This window comes from Xylanibacter muris (assembly GCF_013166605.1).
GTDB classification, from domain to species: domain Bacteria; phylum Bacteroidota; class Bacteroidia; order Bacteroidales; family Bacteroidaceae; genus Prevotella; species Prevotella muris.
In genome coordinates, this window is record NZ_JABKKF010000015.1 from 31,186 (window position 1) to 55,320 (window position 24,135).

Annotated in this window: 14 protein-coding genes and 2 tRNA genes; 1 reads left to right on the forward strand and 15 read right to left on the reverse strand. The window is 42.6% G+C overall.

Annotated elements, in window-relative coordinates:
- Nucleotides 1–90 precede the first annotated feature (90 nt).
- From HPS56_RS12065 to tig, 15 genes are all read right to left on the reverse strand, one after another.
- A tRNA-Val gene (locus HPS56_RS12065) sits at nt 91–165 on the reverse strand.
- 47 nt (nt 166–212) lie between these two features.
- Nucleotides 213–287: transfer RNA gene (locus HPS56_RS12070), tRNA-Val, on the reverse strand.
- Nucleotides 288–1,112: 825 nt separating this feature from the next.
- Nucleotides 1,113–2,231: a PEGA domain-containing protein gene (locus tag HPS56_RS12075; protein WP_172277017.1), complete on the reverse strand. Its 1,119-nt coding sequence runs from the start codon at nt 2,229–2,231 to the stop codon at nt 1,113–1,115.
- A gap of 49 nt (nt 2,232–2,280) precedes the next feature.
- Nucleotides 2,281–3,492: a YjbH domain-containing protein gene (locus HPS56_RS12080; protein ID WP_172277020.1), complete on the reverse strand. Its 1,212-nt coding sequence runs from the start codon at nt 3,490–3,492 to the stop codon at nt 2,281–2,283.
- Nucleotides 3,493–3,496: 4 nt separating this feature from the next.
- On the reverse strand, nt 3,497–4,195 hold the full coding sequence (locus HPS56_RS12085; RefSeq protein ID WP_172277023.1) for a YjbH domain-containing protein: 699 nt from the start codon (nt 4,193–4,195) through the stop codon (nt 3,497–3,499).
- A gap of 270 nt (nt 4,196–4,465) precedes the next feature.
- A complete protein-coding gene (locus tag HPS56_RS12090; protein ID WP_172277026.1) occupies nt 4,466–5,626 on the reverse strand; it encodes an OmpA family protein in 1,161 nt (386 codons plus the stop codon).
- Between the two features lie 171 nt (nt 5,627–5,797).
- On the reverse strand, nt 5,798–7,669 hold the full coding sequence (gene mutL, locus HPS56_RS12095; RefSeq protein WP_172277029.1) for a DNA mismatch repair endonuclease MutL: 1,872 nt from the start codon (nt 7,667–7,669) through the stop codon (nt 5,798–5,800).
- Between the two features lie 312 nt (nt 7,670–7,981).
- Nucleotides 7,982–9,742: an OstA-like protein gene (locus HPS56_RS12100; protein WP_172277032.1), complete on the reverse strand. Its 1,761-nt coding sequence runs from the start codon at nt 9,740–9,742 to the stop codon at nt 7,982–7,984.
- On the reverse strand, nt 9,739–11,142 hold the full coding sequence (locus tag HPS56_RS12105; protein WP_172277035.1) for a peptidylprolyl isomerase: 1,404 nt from the start codon (nt 11,140–11,142) through the stop codon (nt 9,739–9,741). Before HPS56_RS12105 ends, HPS56_RS12100 begins: the two co-directional genes overlap by 4 nt.
- 5 nt (nt 11,143–11,147) lie before the next feature.
- Nucleotides 11,148–12,575, reverse strand: coding sequence for a peptidylprolyl isomerase (locus HPS56_RS12110; protein ID WP_172277095.1), 1,428 nt, complete (start codon nt 12,573–12,575; stop codon nt 11,148–11,150).
- Between the two features lie 92 nt (nt 12,576–12,667).
- A complete protein-coding gene (guaB, locus tag HPS56_RS12115; protein WP_172277038.1) occupies nt 12,668–14,155 on the reverse strand; it encodes an IMP dehydrogenase in 1,488 nt (495 codons plus the stop codon).
- Nucleotides 14,156–14,329: 174 nt separating this feature from the next.
- On the reverse strand, nt 14,330–16,513 hold the full coding sequence (gene recQ / locus HPS56_RS12120; RefSeq protein WP_172277041.1) for a DNA helicase RecQ: 2,184 nt from the start codon (nt 16,511–16,513) through the stop codon (nt 14,330–14,332).
- 32 nt (nt 16,514–16,545) lie between these two features.
- Nucleotides 16,546–17,772: an ATP-dependent Clp protease ATP-binding subunit ClpX gene (gene clpX / locus HPS56_RS12125; protein WP_172277044.1), complete on the reverse strand. Its 1,227-nt coding sequence runs from the start codon at nt 17,770–17,772 to the stop codon at nt 16,546–16,548.
- Nucleotides 17,756–18,481, reverse strand: a complete 726-nt coding sequence (clpP, locus tag HPS56_RS12130; RefSeq protein ID WP_172277047.1) for an ATP-dependent Clp endopeptidase proteolytic subunit ClpP — start codon at nt 18,479–18,481, stop codon at nt 17,756–17,758. Before clpP ends, clpX begins: the two co-directional genes overlap by 17 nt.
- Nucleotides 18,482–18,614: 133 nt before the next feature.
- Nucleotides 18,615–19,979 (reverse strand): trigger factor, encoded by a 1,365-nt coding sequence (gene tig / locus HPS56_RS12135; protein ID WP_172277050.1) that lies wholly within the window; start codon nt 19,977–19,979, stop codon nt 18,615–18,617.
- A 640-nt stretch (nt 19,980–20,619) separates the two neighbouring features.
- Here tig and HPS56_RS12140 point away from each other — a divergent pair.
- On the forward strand, nt 20,620–24,117 hold the full coding sequence (locus tag HPS56_RS12140; protein ID WP_172277053.1) for a GLUG motif-containing protein: 3,498 nt from the start codon (nt 20,620–20,622) through the stop codon (nt 24,115–24,117).
- Nucleotides 24,118–24,135: the final 18 nt, after the last annotated feature.

The following is a 24,135-nucleotide window of genomic DNA, read 5'->3' on the forward strand; positions in this document are numbered from 1 at the left end:
AAATTCGACTTATAGGCAAAAGTTTCATTAAAAGTTTATAGTACATCAAAAAGTCCTGCCATATCTGTCGATATAGCAGGACTCCAAAAGTGGGCGTTGACGGATTCGAACCGCCGACCCTCTGCTTGTAAGGCAGATGCTCTAAACCAGCTGAGCTAAACGCCCGTTGCATTTATATAACGGCATTACGTACCGTTGCTTTAATAAGGAAGTGGGCGTTGACGGATTCGAACCGCCGACCCTCTGCTTGTAAGGCAGATGCTCTAAACCAGCTGAGCTAAACGCCCTTGTTCCTTTTAAGCGAGTGCAAAGGTAGGACATTTTTCTGAAACCACCAAACTTTTTCGCAATTATTTTCACACAAAACAAAACTTTTTTGTTTTTCACATCAATATTCAACAAAATTATGCCTCATCAGAAATATATGGGGATTAAGCCGGGGGATAAAATATGACATAAAAACACAATACACATCGCAAAGCGATGCCCTACATGGGGCAGGGGTCGGCATACACACCTGATACCTACACATTCCATCCCTTTTCCTCCACTTCGGGGAGGGAAAGAGGGGCTTTCATCCTCCATGTATGGACGTGCCTTTGGTACGTGTCAGGCGGAAACATCCCTCCAACAGATAAGCTCTGTTTGTAGTATACATTGGACACATCGCAAAGCGATGTCCCTACATGGGGCAGGATTCGGCAAAAACGCCTGATACCTACACAATCCCTTTTCCTCCCCTTCGGGGAGATCAGGAGGGGCTTTCATCCGACATGTAGGGACGTGCCTTTGGTACGTGTCAGGCGGAAACATCCCTCCAACGGATAAGCTCTGTTTGTAGTATACATTGGACACATCGCAAAGCGATGTCCCTACATGGGGCAGGGGTCGGCATACACACCTGATACCTACACATTCTATCCCTTTCCATCCCTTCGGGGAGGTCAGGTAGGGCTTCTTCCCTCCCTTTGGGGAGCTGGAGGGGTCGTTTACATTATCCACATTGCAGACTATAAAAAAACTACCAACAAAAACAAACTGTCATATAAAATAAATCCGGAGCCGTTTTTACACAACTCCGGACTTACCGTATAAAAATCTTATATTATAAATTACTGTGCAGAACCACCTGAGTGACCAGATGTATCAGCCTTAATAGTCACATTTACAGTAGCGTTTCCATAAACTTTTGCTGTGAAAGTTTTATCACCGCATTTGAACGTATACTTCTTGTAAGCCTGCTTAATGGTGTATGTAGCAGAACCATAACCTGTCGATGAGAAAGAAGTAGTCTTATTCACAGTCTTGACTCTTGAACCGAAATGATTGTTCAGATAGTTCAGAAGCAGACTATTTGTCTCAACAGTCTCATAACCAACCTTCTGTGTATAATTAATACGGTTCTGGCCTTCATTTGCCAAAATACTGTTTGAAGCAACAACTTCTTCACCTTCCTCAACATCATGATTCGCAATTTTTGCAAGGAAACTCCATACAGAGAAGTGGCCTACTTCTGCAGAAACAGTCTTACCATTAATATCTGCACGAACAGGATTAGGATCATTACTATTATAGCATTCTATCTCAAGTCCTGTCAAATCATGCTTTGTTGTAACAGTAAGCCTTACAGGAGTATCAAACTTAACACCTGAAGGTTCACAATCCAATGCTATTACAGAATAGTCAACATTATCACCCTCTTCTTCTGCAACATCATCTGATGTTGGAATAAACGCTGTAACAGAGAAAGGATTACTGCTACTGCCTTCTGTTATTGTTGTACCTGCAGAAACAGTAATCTCAGCATCAACATCTGAAGTTTCCTTATTAGGAGCATCATTGCCAACTGTCACATCAGCATTCTGACCCAATACCTCTGCCTGATCCTTTGTTTCTTTTGATTCCTTTACAAGAGTAATTTCTACAGACATATTGTCATTGGAACCGAAATCGATATCTTTCTCAACCGTACGATAACCGTCTGCAGACACTCTAAGTGTTCCTGTTGGCTGCACGTCGCTTAAAACAACAGTCTTACCATTGCTGCCTTTGTTACCAAACTCAACCTTTGCATAAACATCATTCGTACTGACATACAATGTCTTTGTATCACCAAGTGTCGGTTGCTCAATAACTTTCGGACCTGATATGGTAGCCTCGTCACCACAAGAAGTAAAAAGTCCGGCTACAGCAAAAGCCATTACACCGAAAAGAAAATTTAATTTCCTCATTTTTCTATAAATTTTTAATTAATAATTATTATTCTATCTCACTTTTAAATTAATTAACACTGCCATCAAGACATTTCTTTATATAAGTCTCGATATAAGCAGCTTTCCAATAATGAGCGGAATAGTTCTCATCAGGACGAGTTTCATATTGGCGTCCCATTTTATTCCATTCATACTCATAATATGATACCATGTTATATTGCCAGTCAAAATACTGAGGCAGTCTGACTCTCACAAACCCGTCACGCCTTTGGCTCTTTCCGCCAAATGGTATGGCGAAACAAAAACCGGCATTATGCTCACCCTCTGTAAGTATTCCGAACAGACCTATGGAATAATCACTGTAATGTCTGGCAACATCAACCCTCACTCCATAGTCCCCATAAAGGAAACGTCCTCCGCTCACTGACAGCCGCATACCTGTATACGATTCATAATAATCCAACTTCATCATGGCATTCACCCGATTCCAATTCGTTGCAGTAAAACCGTTATTATCAACATAAGCGGCACCGGTATATCCCATTTGGGCCGTCACATCAATATATCCGTTCAACCTATACCCAATCTCCGCATGCGCCCCTACTCTGTCACCAAGAAAGAATCCCAATGCTGCCGTGGCATGCCAACGGGCACTGTTCACAAAATCCTGCCGTATATTAGCTGCACCGATATGAATATAGCGGTTGGTGTTTCCCCGCTCCAAGTTGTGTATGACAGGAAGTACAGGCTGTAAATATATCCTGTTTCCCCACCACAAAGTGGTTTCAAACGAAGGAGCAAAACTCACTGAATATTCACACAGTTTATCCAACCTGTTATTTTGAAAGGTAACTATAGGATATAGAGAGACATCCACTTTCCCGTATGATTTCCCTACGAGCGCGGATTCTGTTAATTTCCTTGTTATCTCTTTCGAATCATACCCGACCCGTATATTCCAAACAGAATCGGATAAGCACGCAGATATTGCCACTTTAGGCACCATATTCTCAAAGACCGCAATTCTTATAATCCTCCGCGGATAAAAGCCGTTTATTATTTTTATAGCCTCTGCCGCACCCCTGTATGTTCCACGATAAGTCACATCCGTAAACGAGGCGTACACGCAACTGTCTGTAACAGCCACACTCACATTCTCAAGACCGGATTTGTTCAACTCATGTGCCACCTCCTGAGAAGATATCCCTGCATCTGCCTGAGCAGCAAGAGAAAGCATCCGTATCAGCAGTAAAAACGACACAACATACAATCTTCTCATTATATCAATACTTTATCGTATACATGTAACTCAATCCGGCATTTACTCCTTCAAACTCTCTTGTAAAACACATCACATTCAAGCAACGGAATAATTTGGCCGATATTCCAATATTAGTACCACGCGTATCATATTCTATAACGACACTCATATCCTTAAAGAAGTCCGGCGAATAAGCCATTCCTCCAAAAATACCATCGTATGCAACACCATCATCAAAAGGAGCGGCATATCCACATGTAAGTCCTAACCGTCCGAATCTGCAAACGTCAAAATGTTTGGTCGCAACTCCATAAACAGAAGTATAACGGCTACCACCGTGATCTGAATATATGTCGTTTACACCAATTACAACGCCAGGCCACCACCTGTTGTTTTTTTCTTTTACCGGCCTAAGCCTCAAACTGGTAGATCTGTCTTGCTGATAAAAGCCTTTCTTACCTTCATTACGGCCTCCTTTCGAGACCTTAAGAAGGGTTTCCCTGAAAGTCAATTCAACAAACGGAAATGGAGTAAAGTCTATATAATAAATACCAGTATTATAATCATATACGTCAGAATGCAACTTACGTTGTACAAAACTGACACCACCTTTAAATGTACCAGGCTTATACATATCAGCCGTGGGAATATTCATAAGCCCGGATGTCCCAAGCACCTCCTGAGCATTACAAACAGATGTTACCCGAAAGAACAACCCCATAACAAATAGTGTAAAAAACCTTATATACACCTTAAGAGTATCCATTTCCACCATTAATCGTCAAAATCGTCTGCAAAATTAGTTATTTTTGTAAAAACAACACCTATAGTTTATGGTTTTTAACCTTTGTTTAACAACATATTACAATAACATTATATTATTGATTATACGATATATACAATAAAAAGAAACAGACGATTATTAAAAAAGGCTTGTACATAAAAATACAAGCCTTTTTATATTTATAATATCTATATGTCTTTATCCTGATTATTTAATCTGGATTGTAGCACGACGGTTGTAAGATACAGGTGAAAGAACATTAACGCCACCGGCTGCAACAACTTCAATGTTGTCACGGTTTACGCCCATCTTAACCAACTCGTCAGCAACCACATCAGCACGCTTCTGGCTAAGTCTCTGATTGAAAGACGCACTACCTGTCTTGCTGTCGGCATAACCTGTAACAACAATCTTTGAATCGTTCTCTTTTGCAAGCTCAATGAGATCCTTAACATTCTGAAGATCTTTTCTTGAGGCAATCTTAGACTTACCAATATTGAAGAATACGGAAACAGGAGCGGCAACAATTTCCTTCACTGTCTTAACTTCTGTAGTCGGCTTCTGATTTGCCAACATGTTCTTCAACTTGGCATTCTCATCCTGAGCGTCTGCAAGCTGAGCGTTAAGAGCATCAATCTGTCCCTGTGAAAGAGCTTTGATTGCATCTACATCAGGCGTCTTGTTCCATGTAGACTTACCAAGTTTATAGGTAAGACCGATTTCAGCCCTGAAAACACGGTCATTATCAGCAAAACTTGCAGACTTGCCCTCAAGTCTCTCCGGGAAAGAACCGTCGAAATCATCAGCAGTCATGTGATAGTTGAGATCGAGGTTGATCGCGAAGCGATTTGAGATTCTGAAAGTATTCAAAATACCACCGCTCAAACCAAATGCATATACATCTGCAGTGCAATTGCGAACAGCACCGGCACCTACATAAGGAATAAAGTTCCATACACGGTTTTCATTGTAACCGCAGAGCATATTGCTCAAGTTGAACAGAATCTGCTCCTCAAGATCCCAGTAGTCTACTTTATTATCTTTGCAGCTTTCTGTATTCACACTCTTGCCCCAAACACCATTGAACTTTGTGCGAAGACCGAGACCGGGTGTAAACCATTTACCGATTGCGACAGAGAAACCCATGTCACGACGGAAATCTTTGAAAGGACTCTGTGCAAAATCCTTGCCTCTTTCCTGATTTGAATAAAAAGCTGTCCATGTGCCATTTGCCTGGATAAACCAATTACTCCAAAAAGAATTTGTGGCTACACTGTACTTCTCTGCAGGTACAGAAGATTCATTGTCCTGTGCAATACCTGCCACAGAAACACTGGCAAACGCCAGCATCATTAATAATTTTTTCATACCTATACTAATTATTAAATTAAATTGCTACTTACAATTGCAGCGCAAAATTACCCATTTATTTTTACATGTGCAACAAAATGTTTAAAAAAAACATTTTTTGCCCTCAAAAATGACACATTATTTGATGTTATAGCTTATTATATTATAATTATTGCCTATATACCATTATCAATTAAACAATTGCTCAATATCCTTTTGTGCCAGAATACTTAAAATGAGAGCTCCGTCAGGAGTGTAATTGACATTAGAACACAGAAATAATTCATTTACAATACATTCCATTTCCTGATTACCCAACACCTCCCCTTCAGATACGGCCAAAGACCTTGCCATAGACAGGGCAAGTGTCTGATTTACTTTTTTTAAAGCCCCACTGCCTATTTCAGCAACTTCTCCAATCATCTCATGCAATAAAGTCACATAATCTATACATTCCATGCCGGCAGGTATCCCGTTTACGGCATAGCTGTTTCCACCAAGGTCGGTCAAGTCGAAACCAGCATGAACAAGTTCATCAGAAACAGTATTCTTTGTCAGGACTTCAGAGGGTGACAAATGTATTATTTCCGGAAAAAGAACTTTCTGAGATTCCGCACAGCAGTTCTCCATCTGTCGCAATATCTTTTCATACTGTATACGTATACCGGCTCTGTGCTGATCGATGACCATCAATCCTGACTTTACCGCTGTCATAATATACTTCCCCTTATATTGATAATGTGCAGGAGATTTGTCTTCTATTATACTTTTATTACCTCTATTGTCTTCGTTCTTAACCGGATCATCTTGTTCCTGGTATTGAAGTGGCATTTCAAATATATCACCCTGAGCCTCCCGATACTGTATATCCGAAAAAGCATCATCCTCAGAGTTCTTTCTGCCATACATTTGCTCCCAACCGGAAAGCGCCTTCTTGTTTCTTTCATCATGGGAAGCAAAAGGATTATATTCCGGATTATATGAAACAGAAGGCGGTATTACATCGGAAGACGGCATGAACAACGGAATGTCCGGTTTACCTTCCGTATCAAAATCAATTGCCGGAACCTCACAGAACTTCCCCAAAGAATCTCTGACGGAAGCCATAAGTATTTGCCATACAGACTGTTCATTCTCAAATTTTATTTCAGTCTTGGTAGGATGGATGTTCACATCTATATCAGTAGGAGGCACTTCAAAATATATGAAATAAGGGACCTGCATTCCTACCGGCACCATCCTGTCAAAAGCCTGCATCACAGCCTTATGGAAATATGAATGCCTCATATATCTGCCATTCACAAAAAAGTATTGATGCGCCCCTTTCTTACGTGCAGCCTCAGGTTTTCCCACAAAACCCGTTATCTTACATATAGCCGTATCCACTGCAACAGGAAGCAGATCATTGTTAAACCTTTTGCCAAAAACATCGGCAATACGCTGACGCAAGCTTCCAGAACGGAGATTCAACAGTTCCGAGCCATTGCTATGCAACGTAAAACAAATATTGGGATATACAAGAACAATTCTCTCATAGGCCGCCATAATATTATTCAGTTCGGTTGCATTTGTCTTAAGGAACTTTCTTCTTGCGGGAACATTATAAAAAAGATTCTCGACAGTCATATTACTTCCCACAGGACATGCCACAGGCTCCTGCCCCACCACCTTCGAACCGGATATGGATATGTCGGTCCCTATCTCGCTGTCATCGGTACGTGTCTTGAGTTCCACCTGAGCCACAGCAGCAATGGATGCAAGAGCCTCACCTCTAAATCCCATTGTATGAAGAGCAAACAAATCATCCGCCTTCCTTATCTTCGATGTGGCATGACGCTCAAAGGCAAGACGTGCGTCTGTCACAGACATCCCTTTTCCATTATCTATAACCTGTATGGAAGTGCGTCCGGCATCAACCACGAGGACATTCACCGTCGTAGCCCCCGCGTCTATAGAATTTTCCACCAGCTCCTTAATGACAGAAGCCGGTCTCTGTATAACCTCACCGGCAGCAATCTGATTGGCCACCGAATCCGGCAGCAATTGTATTATATCGCTCATTTCTGTTTTATAATATAAGCAACAAAAAAAGTATCATAACCGCAAAAACAATAATAATATGAATAGTGGAACACCTCACCCCCGACTTTCTCTGTTTCCGGCCAAATACAATAGAATATTTTTCTATTCCCGAATACAGATTCTCAGGTTCTGTTCTCTCATCGGATGATTTAATATCCGATTTATACTTTCTTTCCATAGCCCGTAGTCTTTCCTTACGTTCATCCACATATATAAATCTATGGTTAAAACGCCTTGGGCGCTTATTATAGAACAGTCCCATGAGATTATTATCCTTATAAAAGCATTCCCTTATTTTCCACCGGAAGCATCAACATTCTTTTCATTTGCTTCAACAGGACTTGTAACATCCTGTTCCTTTTTATCTTCGGCATTCTCTTCTTTTCCCCCTGGTTTATCCAGCATTTGCAACGGTGCCTCACGCCTTTTCACCTCCTTCAATTCCGTACCGGCCTTCTTGCCCCGCCAGTTGAATATATCTTCTTTATCAACAGGTCTCACATAGTCAAACCACGCAAAAGAAGGAAGGAATCTCTTGTCTGGCGGTATCTGAGTTATGGGATACATTGTTGCCTCAACCTTAGGAGTCCATATTTTTTTCAGTTTTCTGTTCTCAAGATACATTTTCATCTGGCTTGTCTCGAGATAATTCAATCCCGTAGAAGTAGAGTCGCTATCATCTATAGGATGATATATCACCAATACATTATCATTAGCATCAGATTCATAAATCTCCCCTTTATCGAAAAAAGCGAACATCTCTCTTGAAGAAACCTGATTGAAATGTATACTGTCGAACATCTGTTCAACCGACAAGGCCTGATTTATTACATGGGCACGGTTAATGGTGGAATCTTTCATATAAACCTTTATTATCTCCCCCAAAAGTTGCTGGTTATTATTCCAGACTATAGGGTCACGATACATTGTCATACACGAATCCTTACTGTCATATACAAGCGAGTCGCACACCGCCTGCACATCAAAACGGTAGGCTCTCACTTTATTATATGCGTGTATCTTACGATACACACTGTCGGTATTTATATTGAACGTGAAAATTTTAAATGTATCGGCATGCATATAAAGAGAGTCATGCTGCGAGAAATCTACAGCCATTGCCCTCTTGGTCGCCATGGCATAGCCCGTACTGTCATCATACATGCAATAATCTCCAATAAGCATATTCTTATTAATCTTATCCGTATAGACGACATTTCCGAAAGCCTCGCTCGTACCGGCCTTACCGTCATAATAGACACTGTCTCCAACGATTTCCTTGCCGGTATCTGTCATGACAGAACGGTCATAAAGCTCGGCCTGCTCAAGATTTGTGTTGTAATATCCGTTCTCGGTATATATATTACTTGTACCTTGAATTATATTCGAAGGTCCTACGGCATGCGCCAATGACGACCTCGTATCATAATACAATGTATCTCCCGTAAGTATCATCTTTTCATTACGCAGTTTTACATCATAATTGAAAACGGCCGTTTTGGTCTCCGTATTGTACTCCCCCCAGTCAGAAGTAAGCGTATTACCTTTGTCAACAAGTTTTCCGCCCTCGAAAAAATAGCCTGTGTTATAAAGTCTGTCAAAATTCAGGCTGTCGGTATAAAGTACAGACTTACGATGATGAAGCCGTACATTGTACCGGGCCATGGCCATCTGCTCATTTCCATCATAATAAGCATAATCACTGAAAAGCGAAAGCGTGTCACCCTGATACATCTTCACATTGCCAAAAGCCTCAAACGAATTACTTGCCTCAAAAAAATACGCGCTGTCACAATAAAGCTCTGCACCCTGATGCCTGAAAGCCACATTCCCGTTTAATATCTGAGCTTCAGGATTCTTATATTGATTATAGTGCAATACATCAGCATGTATCAGATATACGCGGTTATCTTCTTGCTTAGGCTTACGGGATGTCTTTTTACGCTGCGGTGTACGCGCATACACTATACAAAGGGCAAACAGGCATAGAATCACACCGCATGCGACTCTATGCCCTCCAAACAATATTACTGGGATATTCCTTATACTCATTTAATCCATCCTTGATATTCAAAATTGCAGTTTTTATACTTGTCATTTATCCTGACGTACGTATTTTTAATTTTACCAACCACCCATTCGTGCAATTTCTCATCCTTACGTTTCTGGAGCACAAGATTCTTCAATATATGATAGTCTTCTGTGACAGTTGCCTTATGGCCTTCTATCCGATTCTTCAATTTCACTATTGCACAGACAGTCTTTCCTCTTTGGTCCACCATCTCAAAAGGTTCCGATATCTCTCCGACCTTCATTCCGTCCACAGCTTTTGCGACCTCAGGCGGCAGGTCCTGCATATAGAACTTTGACGTACGTCCCTCCTCCGTCGCATTAAACATAAGTCCTTTGTTGTTTCTCGTGTCCTTATCTTCAGATATGAGTGAAGCACCGTCATCAAAAGAAAATTTATTATCCACGATATCCGTCCGTATTGAGTCAAGCCGTGCAAGACTTGCCGCAATTGCAGAGTCTGACACCACAGGTTTTTTCAATATATGCCGTACATTAACCTTATCTCCACGCTTTTCTATAAGCTGTATGATATGATAGCCAAACTCTGATTCGACAATCTTCGACACTTTCTTCGGATCAGTGAGATTAAACGCCACATTTGCAAAAGCAGGATCAAGAATCACTCGTCTTGTAAAGCCTAATTCTCCTCCACGGCGGGCAGAACCCGGATCTTCTGAGTAAAGACGTGCAAGAGTCGAGAATGAAGACTCACCTTTGTTTACACGATCTGTGAAATCACGCAACTCATCTTTAACACGGTTTATTTCCTCGATGGAGACTCTCGGAATCTGGGTGAGAATTTGGACTTCAACCGATGTCGGAACAAAAGGAATGCTATCCGAAGGCATATCCTTGAAATATCTGCGGACCTCTGCCGGTGTAACAACGACATCCTTTACAAGCTCTTCACGCATTTTCTGTGTCTTATACATGTCACGCACCATGTCATGAAGCTCATTACGCATCTGGCTCAAACTTTCATTTCTATACTCTTCCAGTTTCTCACGTGAACCGGCATTCTGAATCCAAAACTCTATCTGTTGCTCTACCCTGGCGCTTATTTCAGACTCAGTCACTTCTATACTATCTATCGCAGCCTGATGCAAAAACAGCTTCTGCACAGCCAACTGTTCCGGAATCACGCAATCAGGGTCACCATTCCAATTGGCACCTTCCTGAATTGCCTGTGCACGGGCTGCCTCGACATCAGATTTTAGTATAGCCTCATCACCAACCACCCATATTACTTCGTCAACAACACTGACATGGTTGTCTGCCATACTATTGTCATCAGCCACATTAACCTGCGCTCTCGATTCTGTTACGGCAAAAAGCAACATGCCTGCCGCAAAAGATAGTATAATACCTGTTTTATTCATTCGTATCAATTATGGTTGTTCACTGTCTTTACAACATTCTCATCAACTTCCACCTTATATTTACGTCGCAACTCTTCAACCCAAAGTTTCTCAAGATAATCCTGATAGTCGGCAATCACAAGTCCTTTTACATCTGTATAGTCTTCCGGACCTTTCTTAAGAATCTTTCCGTATGTAGCATCTATCGGATAATCCTTCAAGGACGTCACTGTCGTATCTTTACCAAACACCTCACGGTCTATAAGAGCATTGTCGCCTTTCTTGAAAAGCCCTTTCTCTACCCGGATACGTATGACGGAATCATTATTGAAAGTCTTACGCAGGGCATCTCCCCATTCGTCAAACTTAAGTTTTCTGACACAGGCTTGAACAGCCTTAACGTCCTTGGCATCTTTCACATGGTATGCCATACCTTTAAATCTCGGTGTTTGCCATACATACTTCTTCTTGTTTTTCTTAAAGAAAGAAGCAAGCGCTTCCGTATCATTGGCAGCTTTCTCCCACACAGTGCGGTTACTTATCTCATACAACAACAGTCCGTCATGATACTCACGTATAAGATTCTTCAGGTCCTGGTCTTTTGCCTGCATCGAATCAGCGCGCAATTCAAGCAAATCTTCCTTCGTATATCTACCTCCAGACTGCTTAACCATCTCTTCAAGTTTCCTGTCGGCAATGGCATCCCTCACATTACGTGCCTCAATAAAGCTCACTATATTATTCCGCAATGAGTCAAAAGGTTCCAACTGCTTACGGTCCTTCATCAATATGATATGATATCCTACAGGAGACAGGAACGGTTCGCTCATTTCTCCGGTTTTCAACGCATAAGCCTTGTCTTCAAATTCCTTAAATGTCTGTCCAGGACCTATCCATGGAAGTTTTCCACCATTACGCGCAGAACCGTGATCCTGAGATAACCTTGAGGCCAGATCCGAAAAATCGGCTCCATTCTTCAATGCAGTGTAAATGGAATCTATCCTGATTTTCGCCCTGTTCTGTTCCTTTTCATCAGCATTCTGATTCAGATGCAGGAAAATATGTGCAGGAAGAATAAGTCCTCGCTCACCTATATTTTTCTTAGTGTTCTCGTATACCTTTCTTGCCTCGGCCTCAATATCGGAATCCAGCACCAGCGACGGTCTGATTTGCTGATCACGGTATTGTGCAAACTCTTTCTTAAATGAAGTAAGAGTATCCAGCCTGGCATCAACGGCCGCAGCTACCTTCAGCTTATAATTGACAAACAAACCGACATATTCATCCACTGTTTTTTTGTCTATCACGCCATCGGCATTGTTCTTATTATACGAATATTCAAATTCCGACCGTGATATAGGTTGCCCGTTGATTGTCATTATTGTCGGGTCGTTCTGCGCCATTGCCACCGATGAGCTTAATGCCATGACAGCAACAAGAAACATATTCTTCATTATTATCTTCATTTTCAAGTTGAAAAGGAGTCGACACGTCATGACAAAATACCATGTCGTAACACGCCAACCCCTAAACAATACATATCTAATTAATTATTGGGTCTTGAATAATTCGGAGCCTCACTTGTTATGGAAATGTCATGAGGATGACTTTCAAGCACACCGGCATTCGTTATTCTTGTAAACTTGGCATCGTGCAGATGTTCAATATCGGCCGCACCGCAATATCCCATGCCGGAACGCAAACCACCGACAAGCTGATATATCACCTCCTGCACCGTACCCTTATAAGGAACCCTTCCTGCAATGCCTTCGGGCACAAGTTTCTTAACATCATTCGTATCACTTTGGAAATAGCGGTCTTTTGACCCGTTCTTCTGCTCCATTGCCTCAAGCGAGCCCATTCCTCTATAGCTCTTGAACTTACGTCCGTTGAATATTATAGTCTCGCCCGGACTTTCTTCCGTTCCGGCAACAAGCGAGCCTATCATCACAGAACTTCCTCCGGCAGCCAAAGCCTTTACTATATCCCCTGAATAGCGCAATCCGCCATCTGCGATAAGCGGGACTCCCGTTCCTTTAAGAGCACTATAAACGTCATATACAGCAGAAAGCTGAGGCACTCCGACACCTGCGACCACACGTGTCGTACATATTGAACCGGGGCCGATTCCGACCTTCACAGCATCTGCGCCATTCTCTACAAGCATCCTTGCCGCAGCACCTGTTGCCACGTTTCCTACAACAATGTCAACACCCGGGAAGCTATGCTTTGCCTCAACAAGCTTCTCTATCACAGACTTTGAGTGTCCATGGGCAGTGTCGATGATAATGGCATCGGCACCGGCATCCACCAATGCCTGCATACGGTCAAGGGTGTCCGCCGTGACCCCTACTCCGGCTGCCACACGCAAACGTCCCTTGTCATCCTTGCAAGCCATCGGCTTGTCCTTCGCCTTTGTAATATCCTTATAAGTAATAAGTCCTACAAGACGGTTGTTTTTATCAACAACAGGAAGCTTTTCAATCTTATTCTCCTGCAAGATATGAGCCGCAGCCGCCAAATCCGTCTGCTGATGCGTAGTGACCAGGTTTTCCTTTGACATCACATCATCGATCAATTTGTCAAGATGACGTTCAAAACGAAGATCCCGGTTTGTAACAATACCGACAAGATGTTTATCATCATCAACAACGGGAATACCACCGATATGATACTCTGCCATCATATCAAGGGCATCCTTTACAGTAGAACCACGACGAATAGTCACCGGATCATAAATCATACCGTTCTCCGCACGCTTGACAATAGCCACATGACGGGCCTGATCCTCTATGGTCATATTCTTATGAATCACTCCTATACCGCCTTCACGTGCAATGGCAATAGCCATCCGCGACTCCGTTACAGTATCCATGGCCGCTGTGACAAAAGGCACATTCAACTCTATATGCCGTGAAAATCTTGTTTTCAACTCTACTGTCTTTGGCAGTACCTCTGAATAAGCAGGGATTAAAAGGACGTCGTCAAAAGTAAGGCCGTCCATCACGATTTTATCTGCAATAAATGATGACATATTGATAGTTTATAAAATTATTGCGTGCAAATTTAGCACAAAAAATCCATATTATTACAATATTTACCCATTTTCTTTTTCAAGTTAATACGTTTTAACGGCAAGAAAATACAGACACGAAATCAAAAAACGCTGACATTCCTGCCAGCGCTCTATATTTCTCCAGATAAATCATCAATTAGCCATTTCCGAAATGAACTTTATTCTCACCAGACGTATCTCATCCTCGGAATACTCGTCTCCAAGTTCCTGAATGGCTGTTTCCAGCTCGTCCGTATCCGATGACATAAAGTAATCATAAATATCGTCTATATGCTCCTCATCCATGACTTCATCAAGGAAGTAGTCTATATTCAATTTTGTACCGGAATAGACTATCGCATCGACCTCGTCAAGAAATTCGTCAAAATCTATTCCTTTGCCATTCGCTATGTCATCAAGAGGAACCTGCCTGTCTATGCTCTGTATTATACTGACTTTCAACATTGATTTCTTCGCCACCGTGCGCACCCTCATGTCCGCATGGCGTTCAATGTCATTCTCCTTACAATAACGCGTTATCAAATTAATGAAATCCTTGGCGTACGCCTGCCTTACCTTACCTTCCCCAACACCCTGGATACTCTTCAACTCTTCTATTGAAACGGGATAGTCCGTCGCCATCTGTTCCAATGAAACATCCTGGAATATCACATAAGGCGGGCGTGACATTTTCCGTGCGACTTTCTTCCTCAGATCAACCAACATTGAATAAAGGACCGGATCAAGGGCATCAGTACCGCTCACATCGTCGAAAGCCATACTTCCATCATCATTAAACTCAGCATCCAGAACGATCATGAACGGAACGGGATTCTTCAAGTACTTTTTTCCTTCCGGTGTTATTTTCAATAATCCATAGTTTTCCACTTCTTTTCTAATATATCCGGCAATAACAGCCTGACGTATCAGCGGACGCCATATCTTTTCGTCCGAGTCCTCTCCCGCACCAAACATTTCCAAATTATGATGCTTATGAGCGATTATCTCATCCGTCTCACGTCCTTCAATGAAATCAATCACATAATCCACACGGAAGTTTTCCTTTATTCCGACTATTGATTTCAATACAATGACAAGCTCCTTGCCTGCCTCTATCTTCCGTTTGGGATGTATGCAGTTGTCACAATTGTCACAATTCTCCTTATCATAGTTCTCTCCAAAATAATGCAACAGCATTTTTCTCCTGCAGACGGAAGATTCTGCATAAGCCGCAGTTTCCTGAAGAAGCTGACGTCCGATATCCTGTTCCGCGACAGGCTTGCCTTCCATAAACTTGTCCAGCTTCTGTAAATCCTTATTAGAATAAAATGTTATGCAGAGTCCTTCCCCGCCGTCTCTTCCGGCACGTCCGGTCTCCTGATAATATCCTTCAAGGCTCTTCGGTATGTCATAATGAATCACAAACCTCACATCCGGTTTGTCGATACCCATTCCAAAAGCTATTGTCGCAACAATGACATCAATCTTCTCCACAAGAAAATCATCCTGTGTCTGTGAACGTGTGGCCGAATCCAGACCTGCGTGATATGGTGCGGCCTTTATATCGTTTGCTTTAAGTATTGCGGCAAGCTCCTCCACTTTTTTTCTTGACAGACAATATATGATACCGCTTTTCCCCTGATGAAGCTTAATGAATTTGATTATATCCTTATCCACATCCTTTGTCTTCGGACGTACTTCATAATACAGGTTGGGACGATTGAACGAACTCTTAAACTCATTCGCATCAATGATTGCGAGATTTTTCTTTATATCTGTACGCACCTTATCTGTAGCCGTGGCGGTAAGGGCTATAATCGGTGCTGCCCCAATCTCATTTATAATAGGACGGATACGGCGGTATTCCGGACGGAAATCATGTCCCCATTCCGAAATACAATGTGCCTCGTCTATGGCATAAAAAGAAATCTTCACAGACTTGAGAAACCCAACATTATCCTCTTTAGTAAGCGACTCGGGAGCCACATAAAGAAGCTTTGTGCGTCCCTCCCTGATATCAGCCTTCACCTGATCGATCGCAGACTTATTCAAAGAAGAATTAAGGTAATGGGCTATCCCGCGGACATCACTCAGATTCGTTATGACATCCACCTGATTCTTCATCAAAGCTATAAGCGGAGATATAACGATTGCCGTACCTTCCATAATCAGAGAAGGCAACTGGTAGCAAAGAGATTTCCCTCCGCCTGTCGGCATGAGCACAAACGTATCATTCCCGTCAAGCACATTACGTATGATTGCCTCCTGGTCGCCTTTGAATTTATCAAAACCGAAGAGGCTTTTCAGCGTCTGTGTAAGATTCACATTATATGCCATACATCTTATTATCTGTTATTAACGAAATCGCCCTATGCATTCATCTTGTCAAGAAAGGACTTGTCGAGCTGTCGTTTCACATAGTCACCGGTAACATTAAACTTCCTTGACCTTGTGGAGGGTTCCTCAAACATAGCATCGTTCATAACACTCTCAACGATAGAACGCAATCCACGCGCGCCAAGTTTATATTCCACGGCTTTATCCACAATCATATCAAGTGCCTCATCTGTAAACGTAAGCTTTATACCATCCATTTCAAAAAGTTTCACATACTGCTTGATAATGGAATTCTTCGGTTCAGACAGAATGTTTCTCAATGCGGTACGGTCAAGCGGACTCAGATAAGTAAGCACAGGCAGACGGCCTATTATCTCAGGAATAAGCCCGAACGATTTCAGGTCCTGGGGAAGGATATACTTCATCATGTTTCCCTTGTCTATACCGCGTACGTTACGCACAGAGTTAAAACCCACCACGTGGGTGTTCAGTCGCTGGGCTATCTTTCTCTCTATACCATCAAAAGCCCCGCCGCATATAAACAGTATATTGTGGGTGTCGACATGTATATAATCCTGGTCAGGATGCTTGCGTCCGCCCTTGGGAGGAACGTTTACCATAGTTCCTTCAAGCAGTTTCAGCAGTCCCTGCTGCACACCCTCACCGCTCACATCGCGCGTTATTGAGGGGTTGTCGCTCTTGCGCGCAATCTTGTCTATCTCATCAATAAACACTATTCCCCGCTGGGCGGCCTCAAGATCATAATCAGCCACCTGCAACAGCCGCGACAATATGCTTTCAACATCCTCACCGACATACCCGGCTTCGGTAAATACCGTGGCATCGACTATAGTGAAAGGCACATCAAGAAGCCTGGCTATCGTACGTGCCAGAAGGGTTTTTCCCGTACCGGTACTTCCGACCATGACGATATTGCTTTTCTCAATCTCGACACCGTCGGGGTCTTCCGGCTGTTGCAGACGCTTGTAATGATTATACACCGCCACGGAAAGATAGCGTTTGGCCTCATCCTGACCTATTATATATTCATCAAGATATGCCTTTATCTCCTTTGGCTTGGGCACTTTCTTTATCTTGAATTTCCCGCTGCTTTTCACCTCAGGCATCAAAGCGCCGGCCTCGTCCAATATTCTGTAAGCCTGCTGTACGCATGAATCGCAGATATATCCGCTAATACCTGTCATGAGTACATTTGCTTCCGCTTCTGTCTTTCCACAGAAACTACAAACTTTCTTCATCCGTCTTTTCTGTTTTAATGCTATCCGTCACACTTTTCTCCATGCACGGTTTCTTGATGTAGATGCTGTCTATCATGCCATATTCCTTCGCCTCCGCTGCTGTCATCCAATAGTCACGGTCGCTGTCGGCCCACACTTTGTCGAAATCGGTATGCGAATGTTCCGATATTATGGTATACAGCTCTTTCTTCAGTTTCTGTATCTCACGGGCTGTTATTTCAATATCCGATGCCTGCCCCTGCGCTCCTCCAAGCGGCTGATGTATCATCACGCGGCTATGCGACAACGCATAGCGCTTGCCTTCGGTGCCCGCCACAAGGAGCACTGCGGCCATGGATGCAGCCATGCCTGTGCATATCGTGGAGACATCACTTGAAATAAACTGCATGGTGTCATAAATACCCAGACCGGCATATACGCTTCCGCCCGGAGAGTTAATGTATATGGAGATGTCCTTTTCGGGATCTGTCGAATCAAGATATAGCAGCTGCGCCTGAAGGACATTGGCCGCATAGTCATCAATCTGTGTTCCAAGGAAAATTATACGTTCCATCATCAGTCTTGAGAAAACATCCATCTGTGTCACATTTAGCTGGCGTTCCTCAAGTATATACGGATTGAGATACTGGGCCTGTGATTTTATCACATCATCAAAAACCAAACCATTAATTCCCAAATGCCCTGTGGCATATTTTCTAAAATCTTTCATAAATATATTGTCATATTTTGATTTAAAACAGGATAAAAAAAGAGGTTATCAACCTTTTTATACTGTTCATAGGAACAAAGTTAATAAAAAAGTTGATAACCTCCTTATAATTTGAGGTTTTTTCCGAAAAAAATTATTTCTCCTGCATCATTTTATTGAAGTCATCCAAAGAAATATTCTTCTCATTAAGCTTGACGACATTCTTCGTGGCCGCAATAAGCTTTATATCTATGGCACGGTCAACAAAACCTTCAATATTCTTATTATCCTTGAGAATGCTGTCAGCATAGTTTTCAAGATATTCATCAGGAACATTTGACATGCCATACTGGGCGAACTGCATGCGTGCAACCTGTACAGCCACGTCTTTTATATCCTTATCTTCAACCTTTATACCGTTGGCGGCAACAAGCTGCTCCTTAATAAGGTGCCATTTCAACTCTTTCACACTTGCCTCATAATTGGACTCGACAAATTCCTGTCCCTTATCCTTATTGTTATTCATCATAAGACGCTTGAGAAGCGTGTCGGGGAACTGGAGCTCACCTACCCTGTTTTCAAGATACTTACGCAAATCCGTAAGGAACTTATAATCGCTGTCATTGGCCAGCTGCGACTTGATTCCTTCCGCGATTTTCTTACGGAAAGTCTCTTTATCCTTAACCTCATCCTTACCGAACACCTGGTCGAAAAGTTCCTGATTAACCTCTCCTTTTACAAAACGCGACACCTCGGTAACAAGATATGTAAAGTCTGATGTCATGTCCTTTGCCGCCTCCTTGTCTATTTTCAAAAGAGAAGTCAGTTCCGCATCGTTCTCCGGATAGGCCTTACGCGGGTTGAATGTAATCACGCTTCCGAGCTTGGCACCGTCAAAAAGAGCCTTCTGCTCATCAACCTTGATATATTCCGGCATCATTACGGCTGACTCTACAACCACACCGTCTTCCTTTGCATTGCCGTCGGCGTCCAACTCACGCAAATCGCCTTTCAACATATCATTCTGTGCAGGATCGTACTCTTCCACCTTATCGTAATGGCCGGCACGCGACTGGAACATTTCAACCTGCTGATCAATCAGTTTATCATCAACATCAATGTTATAGTAGTCAACGGTATCCTTATCGGTGAGAGTCGCATCCAGTTCCGGAGCCACGGCAATATCAAAAATAAATTCAAAAGGCCCGTCTGTCTTGAAATCCTGCGGCACCTGTTTTTCATTAGGCATCGGCTCGCCAAGCATCTGGATTTTATTTTCGCGGATGTATTCATACATCTTCTCGCCAAGCAATCTGTTTACCACATCCACCTTCACAGAAGTACCGACCTGACGTTTAATCAAACCCATCGGCACCTGGCCGGGACGGAAGCCCGGAACATTTGCTTTCTTACGATAATCCTTTAAAGCCTTGTCTACATCTGCCTGATAATCTCCCTGCTCTACGGTAACAGTCATCAGTCCGTTCACCTTATCGGGATTTTCAAATATTATATTCATCTTTAAAATTATTATTTATATGCACTTTTATAATTTTGGAGTGCAAAATTAAAGATAAATGATGTAAAAGCCTAATGATTACAGAATTTTAACGTTTGAGCCATTAACAGCGGATTCCGCACCATCAAATACAGACAGGACACAAAGAGGTTTCACGGTATATCCTCCTTTGGCTCAAACCATCATGGACGTGGATGGTGAACAGTAAATGTTAAAAGTGTATTTGGCCTAAATACAGAGTGTACGTAGGCTACATACACAGTGTATTTTGGCTAAATACAGAGTGTATGTAGCCCAAATACACTTTTAACATTTGCTGTCCGCGCTTTGTCGGCCGGCATTTAACGCTCTTTTAATGGCAAACTGTCCGGACCTGACACTAATATAAATTCCGCGCTTTCCGGAATCCTGCTTTGAAAAGCATCCGGTTAATTATTATTAAAGAGACTTTAAAACCATATAACATCTTGATTTTATTTACTATTTTTGCAAAAATATAGTTATGGCAGGATTATATGTGCCCTTTAATACTCCGTATTTTCACATACACAGTGTAACAAAATGACAACCAAATATTTTCACAACACAAAAAACACGCTTTAATTACGAATATTTATTAATATCATAAAAAACAAAAGACATGAGTAGAAAAACTACATTAGCATTATCAATTATCATGGCCGGTGCATTTCTATGCACAAACGCCAATGCTATTGAAAGGAAAACCGGAGTAAAAAGAACGGCTCCGTCAAAAAACATTTTTGGAAACGCATCCTCACAGAATGATGGTTTTAAAATGCCATATACAATACAGGATGCGCCATGGGTAAAGGCAAGAAAAGAACCTGCCGTTATAACAACGGAACCGTCCGTCACTTTCGGATGGCTTTCCGCACCGGGAAAATCAAACTGGTACTACACACAGGATCTTGATATTACCGTAGACATGAGCAACGGATATCCCCAGATCAAATACAAAGGCGCAGAAATCAAAGTCTATGACGACAACCATAAGCTTGTAGGCGATATTTATGCAAAAGTGCCGGAAGGCATCGATGTGAACATGATAGAACCTCATGGCATCATAACAAACAAGCTTTTCGACAACGACAGCAAAACATACGAAATAATGGTTTACCTGCATCAGACAGGAAACAAAGACAACAACTATCAAGGCACAGACCACACACATATCTACAGACTGGACGGGACAAAAATAGGCGAATACATAGGAAGCGGTGATATTTTCGATACTTCAAAAGGCTACGATATATACCAGCGTTTCATTCTCATAGACTTAAACAGCACTGTAAAAAGCGAAGACGGTACCGTAAAGCAAATGCCGAAGGCTGAAATCTACAGGCCGGGCACATGGGGAGAGACAGGAGCCCAACTGGAACATACTTTCACAATGGACTTTGACCTGCTAAACTACAGCGACGGACCTTTCATCAATACATTCAACATCGACGGCACTCCTTATTATGCCCTGGCACATTACAAGCAAAGATATGATGAGGAAGGCACAAGCATGGATGAAGACATTGTGCCTACAAAAAACAACGCTTTCATAATCGAGACTTTCGACAAAAAGTTCAACCGTGTGGATTCCGTTTCCATTCCTATGGTGACTCCGTCAAACGCATACTACCGCTTTGCAGCTTTCGGACGCTATTCCTCTAAAGACTTCACAAAAGGCTACTATTCCGGAGACGACAAGTTCAACTACATTGTCACATTCTACGATTATATCTCATCATCGGATTCCTACAACTTCTCATTCAACGTCTATGACAGCGACGGTAAGTTAATAAACACTATATGCGACAATGTAGTGGAAGACACATGGTCACAGATGACAAGCATAAAAGGACAAAGCGAACAAATGATGTTCCTTCAGACAACACCGAAAGGCGAACAGCAGGTTGCAATGGTGGACATTCCCTCATGCGAGAAAAAAACAATAATACCTGCAAGAATAAACAATGAGAACATCGCATTACCCATCAACCGCTATCCTAAAGGCGACAGCTATCAATATGTAATAAAGATGGCACATGCCGATACTGACGACAACAAGAATACGATAGCAAGACTGATGTGGATTAACCCGGATCTATCATTTGACAGATTTACAAATTTCAATCTCGGCCCCACCTCGCAGATGTTCTCTCCGTACATAACCAATGAAACAATGAATCCGTACATCTTCAACACAGACGATGAACTGGAATACATCTTCCTTTCCAAGGAAGGACGTGACGGAGCAAGCGAATATGAACTGCAAAACGTATATTATGTAGGAAAAGAAGACGGCACAATCATTAAGAGGTTTGAGGCCGAACAAGGAAAATCCCTCACTATGGCTGGTATTTTCGCGCATACCCCGATAAACTCAAGCCTGTACATCATGTCAACCAACAATGAGGACGGAACATATCAGACACAGTTCTACAGTCTTCCATTCACGTCATTTGAAAAGGGAGGAGACGGTACACCGGAAAACCCGTATCTCATTTCATCTGCCGGAGACATGATGCAAATAAACAAAAAGACTAACGCACATTATAAGTTAGCCAATGATATCGAGATGCTCTATTCCGGCAGCCGCTGGTCACCAATCGAGAACTTCTCCGGAACAATCAACGGTGACGGACACTCTATCAACGGATTGAATATAGAAAGCGACCTGTATCAATCAGGATTATTCTCGTACGCAAATGTAGGTTCTGAAATAAAGAACATGACAATAGTCAACCCGACAATCAATATTACAAATGCGAACAACTATGTAGGTGTCATTGCAGGAACTGCCACTGAAACAAAAATCACCAATGTACATGTAGTGAATGCAGACATAAAAGAGCCTACAGGCATGGCAACACCTGCTGTGGGAGGCTTGACAGGAAACGCGACCTATTTCTCTGAATTCAGAGACTGTTCGTTCAACGGTAACATCATGGCAGCCGGAACATCATGCGTCGGAGGAATTTCAGGAGAGACAAAAACAAGCACCAACATTATATCATGTGCCACAAGCGGCAGCTATACAGCCGACAATACACTTGGGGGTGTAGCCGGAAGCACAAGCCGTGGATGTGAAGTACGCAACTGCCACACATCGGTAACCCTTACGGCAAACAACACCGTAGGAGGAATCGTCGGTGACAACGAGGCAAGAGGCATTATCGAAAACTGCATAGCCGAGGGCAAGATAACCGCAAATCAACCTACAAAATGGGGCGGTCTGCATGCCGGTGGCATAGCCGGGTCTCTTGAAGGAAACTACGACTGGAAGAATAACAAAGACACCGTAATACGTCACTGTATAGTCAATGCCGACATTTACATACCTGCAGAAGAAGCTAAAGACGCCACCGTGCACCGTGTTGCCGGCAGGACAATAGCCGACAAGGAAGGCAGCGAGGACATAGAACACGGATTAGACGGCAACTACGCCCTGAATACCGTGACTGTAGGCGGCAAGGCCATTGAGTCTGATGACGAGACCGGTCTGGAAGGTGCGACAAAGACTGCAAGCGAACTAAACAAAAGCTTCCTGACGTCTGTCAACTACAATTACGGAGAGACATCCGCAGCCCCATGGAAAGAATATGGCGACCTGCCAATACTTTACTTTGAAAATACAGCAAAAGCCATTATGCTCAGCAACAGCAACATCACCGTACAGCCGGGAGCCACATACGACATAACCGCTACCGTTTACGGTACATCCGCCGATGACATTGAAGTCTTTACATCAGATTCTGAAATCGCAGAAGTTGAGATTACAGAAATAGAAGACAACAAAGCCACATTGCGCATAAGCTGCAAGAAAGACGCACCGGCAACAGTCACAGTAAAAGCCGGCAACATAACCGCAGTATGCAAGGTGAACGAGACAACAGGAATATCAAACACCGTTGCGGAAAATAACGACATGAAGATACGCGTTACAGAAGGCACAATCATTGCAGAAGGCGCAGACAAGATTGCGGTTTACTCTATCAACGGCACACGGCATCTGCTCGTATCAGGTGACACAGTAAGCACAGATTCTATCAGAAATGGTGTTTATGTGATTGTAGCAACAAACGCTAACGGCAATAAGACGTCATGCAAAGTTGTCATCAAATAAAAAGGAATAAATACACCA

Bases quoted from the DNA above. Each gene is read 5' to 3' on its own strand.
- mutL (WP_172277029.1), bottom strand. From the start codon at position 7,669: ATGAGCGATATAATACAATTGCTGCCGGATTCGGTGGCCAATCAGATT.
- HPS56_RS12075 (WP_172277017.1), bottom strand. From the start codon at position 2,231: ATGAGGAAATTAAATTTTCTTTTCGGTGTAATGGCTTTTGCTGTAGCC.
- HPS56_RS12080 (WP_172277020.1), bottom strand. From the start codon at position 3,492: ATGAGAAGATTGTATGTTGTGTCGTTTTTACTGCTGATACGGATGCTT.
- tig (WP_172277050.1), bottom strand. From the start codon at position 19,979: ATGAATATAATATTTGAAAATCCCGATAAGGTGAACGGACTGATGACT.
- HPS56_RS12110 (WP_172277095.1), bottom strand. From the start codon at position 12,575: ATGAAGAATATGTTTCTTGTTGCTGTCATGGCATTAAGCTCATCGGTG.
- HPS56_RS12140 (WP_172277053.1), top strand. From the start codon at position 20,620: ATGAGTAGAAAAACTACATTAGCATTATCAATTATCATGGCCGGTGCA.
- guaB (WP_172277038.1), bottom strand. From the start codon at position 14,155: ATGTCATCATTTATTGCAGATAAAATCGTGATGGACGGCCTTACTTTT.
- HPS56_RS12105 (WP_172277035.1), bottom strand. From the start codon at position 11,142: ATGAATAAAACAGGTATTATACTATCTTTTGCGGCAGGCATGTTGCTT.
- HPS56_RS12085 (WP_172277023.1), bottom strand. From the start codon at position 4,195: ATGGGGTTGTTCTTTCGGGTAACATCTGTTTGTAATGCTCAGGAGGTG.
- clpP (WP_172277047.1), bottom strand. From the start codon at position 18,481: ATGAAAGATTTTAGAAAATATGCCACAGGGCATTTGGGAATTAATGGT.
- HPS56_RS12090 (WP_172277026.1), bottom strand. From the start codon at position 5,626: ATGAAAAAATTATTAATGATGCTGGCGTTTGCCAGTGTTTCTGTGGCA.
- recQ (WP_172277041.1), bottom strand. From the start codon at position 16,513: ATGGCATATAATGTGAATCTTACACAGACGCTGAAAAGCCTCTTCGGT.
- HPS56_RS12100 (WP_172277032.1), bottom strand. From the start codon at position 9,742: ATGAGTATAAGGAATATCCCAGTAATATTGTTTGGAGGGCATAGAGTC.
- clpX (WP_172277044.1), bottom strand. From the start codon at position 17,772: ATGAAGAAAGTTTGTAGTTTCTGTGGAAAGACAGAAGCGGAAGCAAAT.